Origin of the sequence: Saccharomonospora halophila 8 (assembly GCF_000383775.1) — a bacterium.
Taxonomy (GTDB): Bacteria; Actinomycetota; Actinomycetes; order Mycobacteriales; family Pseudonocardiaceae; genus Saccharomonospora; species Saccharomonospora halophila.
This window is the reverse complement of record NZ_KB912506.1, coordinates 95428-100759: the sequence shown is the minus strand read 5'-3', so window position 1 is coordinate 100759 and position 5332 is coordinate 95428. Positions and strand designations below refer to the sequence as shown.

Annotated in this window: 6 protein-coding genes; 2 read left to right on the top strand and 4 right to left on the bottom strand. The window is 73.0% G+C overall.

What is annotated here, in order from left to right; genetic code table 11:
- From SACHA_RS0106535 to SACHA_RS0106520, 4 genes are all read right to left on the bottom strand, one after another.
- A partial coding sequence (locus tag SACHA_RS0106535; protein WP_019808150.1) for an ATP-dependent DNA helicase occupies positions 1–1193 on the bottom strand: 1193 nt, incomplete at its 3' end.
- Positions 1194–1330: 137 nt separating this feature from the next.
- Positions 1331–2263 carry a sugar kinase gene (locus tag SACHA_RS0106530; RefSeq protein ID WP_019808148.1) on the bottom strand — a complete coding sequence of 311 codons (933 nt, stop codon included), beginning with the start codon at positions 2261–2263 and terminating at the stop codon, positions 1331–1333.
- Complete coding sequence (locus SACHA_RS0106525) at positions 2260–2832, bottom strand: isochorismatase family protein (protein ID WP_019808146.1); 573 nt, start codon at positions 2830–2832, stop codon at positions 2260–2262. Before SACHA_RS0106525 ends, SACHA_RS0106530 begins: the two co-directional genes overlap by 4 nt.
- Before the next feature lie 56 nt (positions 2833–2888).
- Positions 2889–4220, bottom strand: a complete 1332-nt coding sequence (locus SACHA_RS0106520; protein WP_019808144.1) for a nicotinate phosphoribosyltransferase — start codon at positions 4218–4220, stop codon at positions 2889–2891.
- Positions 4221–4335: 115 nt separating this feature from the next.
- On the opposite strand from SACHA_RS0106520, the gene clpS reads away from it, so the two are divergent.
- Together clpS and SACHA_RS0106510 are read left to right on the top strand one after the other, a co-directional pair.
- Entirely contained in the window at positions 4336–4620 is a 285-nt protein-coding gene (clpS, locus tag SACHA_RS0106515; RefSeq protein ID WP_019808141.1) for an ATP-dependent Clp protease adapter ClpS, read from the top strand.
- Complete coding sequence (locus SACHA_RS0106510; RefSeq protein WP_019808139.1) at positions 4617–5174, top strand: DUF2017 domain-containing protein; 558 nt, start codon at positions 4617–4619, stop codon at positions 5172–5174. The genes clpS and SACHA_RS0106510 overlap by 4 nt, the downstream gene beginning before the upstream one ends.
- The last annotated feature ends 158 nt before the right edge of the window (positions 5175–5332 follow it).

Sequence of the window (5332 nt, the reverse complement as noted above, 5' to 3'; positions counted from 1 at the left end):
AGGCCGCCCACCCCGAGCGGCGCGACGTGCAGTGCGGGCGGGCGCGGGCTGTGCTCCCCGCCGGAACGCCACACGACGTCGGTGCGCCCGCCCTCGTCGGCGTCGAACGCGTCCAGCAGTCGCACGGCCGTGTCGTGGATCTCGTCCAGTGCCGACCGGGCCACCTTGCGGGCGGTGGCCTCCTCCACGTCCTCCCGGCGTTCCGACCCGAGCGCGGTGACACAGGCGTGGGCCGCGTCCCGCACCGCCGCCACGGCGCCGCCGAGCGCGGTGGGCAGTTCGTCGAGCCGTCCGGACGGCATCTCCTGCAGCACCAGGGAGAGGCCCTCGCCCGCTTCCAGCAGCCGGTCGGCGATTTCGGAGTCGATCAGTCGGCCGCACCGCCGGGTCGCGGTCGAGACCATCGCGGGGGTTAGTTCGGCGGTGGCCGCGGAGGTGACCCGGTCGACCAGCTCGTGGGCCTCGTCGATGACGGTGAGGTCGTGCTCGGGCAGCACCTGGTGTTCCTGCAACGCGTCGATCGCCAGCAGCGCGTGGTTGGTGACCACGATGTCGGCCATGCCCGCCTCGCCGCGGGCCTGTTCGGCGAAGCAGTCGTCCCCGACCGGGCAGCGGTGCGCCCCCAGGCACTCCTGCGCGGTCACCGACACCTGCCGCCACGCCTGTTCGGACACCCCGGGCACCAGCTCGTCGCGGTCCCCGGTGTCGGTCTCCGAGGACCACTCGTGCAGCCGCTTGACCTCCCGGCCGATCCGGGAGACCGCGAACGGGTCGAACAGCCCCGTGTCCTCCGGCTCCTCCGGCGCGCCGGTGTGCACCCGGTGCAGGCAGAGGTAGTTGCGCCTGCCCTTGAGGATCGCGAACGTCGGTTCGCGGCCGAGCGGCCCGGTCAGGGCGGTGGCCAACCGGGGCAGGTCCCGGTCGACGAGCTGTCGTTGGAGAGCGATGGTCGCGGTGGACACCACCACCGTGGCCCCGGCGGTGACGGCGTGCCGGAGTGCGGGCACCAGGTAGGCCAGTGATTTGCCCGTGCCGGTGCCGGCCTGCACCGCCAGGTGTTCGCCCGTGCGGAGGGTGTCGGTCACGGCCTCGGCCATGCGCACCTGGCCCTCGCGCTCGGTGCCACCCACCGCGTCGACGGCGTGGGCGAGGAGGTCACGGACGCTCGGCAGGTCCGAAGGGTCGCCGGTCACGGCACCACACGGTACCGCCCGGGGGTGTCGGCCCGGGGCGTGCCTCGCAGGATTCCGCCCGGCGGACGTCGACTCGCCGTCCCGGAGTGCCGACCCGCGGGTGTGGGGTGGCGACTCGCGGCGGGTGTGGGGTGTGGTCAGCGGCGGGTGAGGGTCTGGAGTTCCTCGCGGTCGGGGAGGCCGATCGAGTCGCCCGGGACCGAGAGGGAGAACGCGCGGCAGGCGGCGGCCGTGCGCAGCCTGCGCTCCGGGGGCGCGTCGGTGAGCAGGTCGGCGAGGTAGCCCGCCACGAAGGCGTCGTCGGCGCCGTCGGTGTCCACCGACCGCACCGGGTAGCTGGGCACGTCGTAGGGCGAACCGTGCAGCTCGGCGACGGCGCCGCGGGGGCCGAGCTTGACGATCACCTGCTCGGGACCGATCCCGGCCACTGCGGAGGCCAGTTCGCCGGGTTCGCCCTCGAAGCCGAGCAGCCGTACGGCGTCGTCCCCGGCGAACACGATGTTCGACATCGACGCCAGGTCGTACAGGATGTCGGCCGCGTCGTCCGGATACCAGAGCGCGTGGCTGTAGCGGATGTCGAGCGAAACGGGCACGCCCGCGTCGGCGGCCACCTCCACGGCCGCGAACGCCGTCTTCGCGGCCGAGTCGGACAGGCCGGGGGTCGATCCGCTCACGTGCAGTACCCCGGCGGAGCGGATGCTGTCCTCCGGGATGTCCTCCGGGCACAGCCGGGTGCCCGCGCTGCCGTTGCGGTAGAACGACGCGCGGGCGACGTCGGTGTTGCGGAAGTCCTTGAGCACCAGCCCCGTCGGTGCCTGCCGGTCGGTGCGCACCGCCGAGGCGTCGACCCCCTCCTCCCGCAGGCGGAGCAGGGCCAGCGCGCCGGGTTCGTCGGCACCGACCCGGCCGGCCCAGGCGGTGTCCACCCCGAGCCGGGCCGCACCGATCGCGACGACCGCCTCCGAGCCGGCGATCCCCACGCCCACGGACATGGCGTGCCGCAGTTTGCCGGACGTGGTGCCGAACGCGGCCAGCACCTCGCCGAAGGTCAGCAGTCCCCCCGGTCTCACGCGGCGACCCTCGGGCTGCCCGCCACGGTGACGCCCGCCCGGTCGAGTTCGGCCAGTGCGGCGTCCACGGTGGAGCGGGACACACCCGCGGTCAGGCCGGCCAGTACCCGGGTGCGCAGCCCGGTGCGCGCCGCGTCCAGCGCGGTGGCCCGGACACAGTGGTCGGTGGCGATCCCCACGACGTCGACCGAGTCGACCCTCCGCCGGGTGAGCCAGTCCGCGAGCCGCTCACCCTCGTCGGTCTCGCCGTCGAAGCCGGAGTAGCCGTCGCTGTACTGACCCTTGGAGAACACCGCCTCGATCGGGGCGACGTCCAGCCGGGGGTGGAACGACGCCCCGGGCGTGTCGGCGACGCAGTGCCGCGGCCACGACCGGACGTAGTCGGGATCGTCGGAGAAGTGTGCCCCGGGGTCGATGTGATAGTCCCGGGTGGCCACGACGTGGCCGTACCCGTCGGCACGCAGGTGCGCCGAAACGGCCTCGGCGACCGCGGCGCCCCCGGACACCGCGAGCGAACCTCCCTCACAGAAGTCGTTCTGCACGTCCACCACGATCAGCGCGGTAGCCATGTCCACCTCCTCCGACGCCGACGGGACCGAAGAGCCTACCGGGCGTGCCACGTGCGTTACAGGAACGTCGTGGGGATCGCGGGGTCGCCGCCGGACAGCTTCAGCCCCTCCCACGGCAGACTCACCAGCGCACGCCGCAGCCGGTGCCGTGCATCCTCCAGGGTGGGCAGGTCGGACACCGGTTGTCCAGCGCGGAGCAGGGCGAGATGCAGCTCCCGGTCGTCCGGGTGTGGCTCCGGGGGATGTGCGGTCGGGTGGACGACCTCCTCCAAGGCGGTGCCGGTGGGTTTGTGCCTGCGCACGGCGGACTTCCGGCCGCCGCGGGACGCCTTGTGCTCGCTGCGCTTGGCGACCGGGCGGCCCTGCACCTCGACCAGCTTGTAGACCATGCCCGCCGTCGGGGCACCCGACCCGGTGACCACCGAGGTGCCCACGCCGTAGGCGTCGACGGGTTCGGCACGCAGGGCGGCGATGGCGTGCTCGTCGAGGTCGCCGGAGACGACGATGCGGGTGTCGGTGGCGCCGAGCTTGTCGAGCTGTTCCCGCGCCTGGCGGGCCAGCACCCCGACGTCCCCGGAGTCGATGCGGATCGCGCCCAGTTCGGGCCCCGCCACCCGCACCGCGGTCTCGATTCCCTGGGTGATGTCGTAGGTGTCCACCAGGAGGGTGGTGTCGGTGCCCATCCGTTCGATCTGCGCGCGGAAGGCCTCCTCCTCGCTGTCGTGCAGCAGCATGAAGGCGTGCGCGACCGTGCCCCTGGTCGGGATGCCGTGCCTGCGGCCGGCCTCGAGGTTCGAGGTCGTGGCGAAGCCACCGAGGTAGGCCGCGCGGGCGGCGGCGACGGCGGCGGACTCGTGTGTGCGCCTGCCGCCCATCTCGATGATGGGTCTGCCGTTGGCCGCGGCGGACATCCGGGCCGCGGCGGAGGCGATCGCGCTGTCGTGGTTGAGGATGGACAGGGTCAGCGTCTCCAGCAGGATCGACTCGGCGAACGTGCCGCGCACGGTCAGGATCGGGGACCCGGGGAAGTACAGTTCGCCCTCCGGGTAGCCGTCGATGTCCCCGGTGAAGCGGTACCCGGCCAGCCAGTCGAGCGTGTCGTCGGCCACGACCCCGGTCTCCCGCAGCTGGGTCAGTTCGGCGTCGGTGAACCGGAAGTCGGCGAGGGCGTCGAGCAGCCGGTCGACGCCCGCCACGACGCCGTAGCGGCGCCCGGCGGGCAGGCTGCGCGCGAAGACCTCGAACACACAGTCGCGCTCGCCCGTCCCGTCGCGCAACGCGCTGCTCAGCATGGTGAGCTCGTAGTGGTCGGTCAGCAGCGCGGTGCTGGCACCACCGGCACCGCCGATACCTCCGGCACCGCCGCCCGGTTTCGTCGTGGAGGACATACCCCGGAACCCTATTCCGGTCGCGGGGATCCGCGCTCCGGGCCGGGGGCACGACCTCCGCCCGGGGACCGACCTCGCGGGGCGACGCCGTCGGCGTCCGTGACACCATGGGAACATGACCACGCCTGTCGAGGCCGAAGAATCACTCGGGGCGCAGCAGGGCGCCGAGGACAGACCGTGGCAGACCATCGTGTGGAACGACCCGGTCAACCTCATGTCCTATGTGACCTACGTGTTCCAGAGACTGTTCGGTTACAGCCGCGAGCACGCCACGAAGCTGATGCTCGACGTGCACCACAAGGGCAGGGCCGTCGTGTCGTCGGGAAGCAAGGAGAAGGTGGAAGGCGACGTCGCGAAGCTCCACGCGGCGGGCCTCTGGGCGACCATGGAACAACCATGAGGGGATGGCGCCGCGAGCGCGGCACGGTGCGCGGCGGTTTCGAGCAGCAGGAGGCCGCCGTGGTGCGGGGGCTGGTCCGCCAGATCGACGAGATGCTGCGCGCCCGCTCCGACGAGGCACCGCGGGACGAGCTGGCGGAGCTGACCGGGATCCGGACCGGCCCCTCGGAGTCCCCCGACGATCCGGTGCTGGGTCGGCTGCTGCCCGAGTTCCACCGGCTCGACCCGGACAATCCGACGCGGGAGGACCTCGACTCCGCCGCCGCCCTGCGCTCCCTGCACGAACCGGCGGTGCTGGACGCCAAGATCGGTGTCGCCGCCGTCGTACTGGAGACCCTGCCGCCCGACGGCGGTGAGGTGCGGTTGGACGAGGAGCAGGCCGCCGCCTGGCTGTCGGCGCTCAACGACGTGCGGCTGGCGCTCGGCACCGCGCTCGACGTCACCGACGACATGCCGGACGAGCTGCCGGAGGATGATCCCCGCTCGCCCCACCTGAGCGTCTACCACTGGTTGACCTGGGTGCAGGAGAGCCTGGTCCAGGCCCTCACCGAATGACCACGTCACCGGCGGCACGCGCGGGACGGCGCCGACCGTGGGAGGACGGACGATGACGGGGGACGCGGCGGGCCACGACGGCCGGGGGGACCGCCCGTGGCACAACGCGCTCACCGACGTGCCCGGCGTCCTGGTGGGCCACCACCGGCGGCTGGGGG

Coding starts and splice junctions, on each gene's coding strand:
- SACHA_RS0106525 (WP_019808146.1), bottom strand. CDS start 2,832: ATGGCTACCGCGCTGATCGTGGTGGACGTGCAGAACGACTTCTGTGAG.
- SACHA_RS0106520 (WP_019808144.1), bottom strand. CDS start 4,220: ATGTCCTCCACGACGAAACCGGGCGGCGGTGCCGGAGGTATCGGCGGT.
- clpS (WP_019808141.1), top strand. CDS start 4,336: ATGACCACGCCTGTCGAGGCCGAAGAATCACTCGGGGCGCAGCAGGGC.
- SACHA_RS0106510 (WP_019808139.1), top strand. CDS start 4,617: ATGAGGGGATGGCGCCGCGAGCGCGGCACGGTGCGCGGCGGTTTCGAG.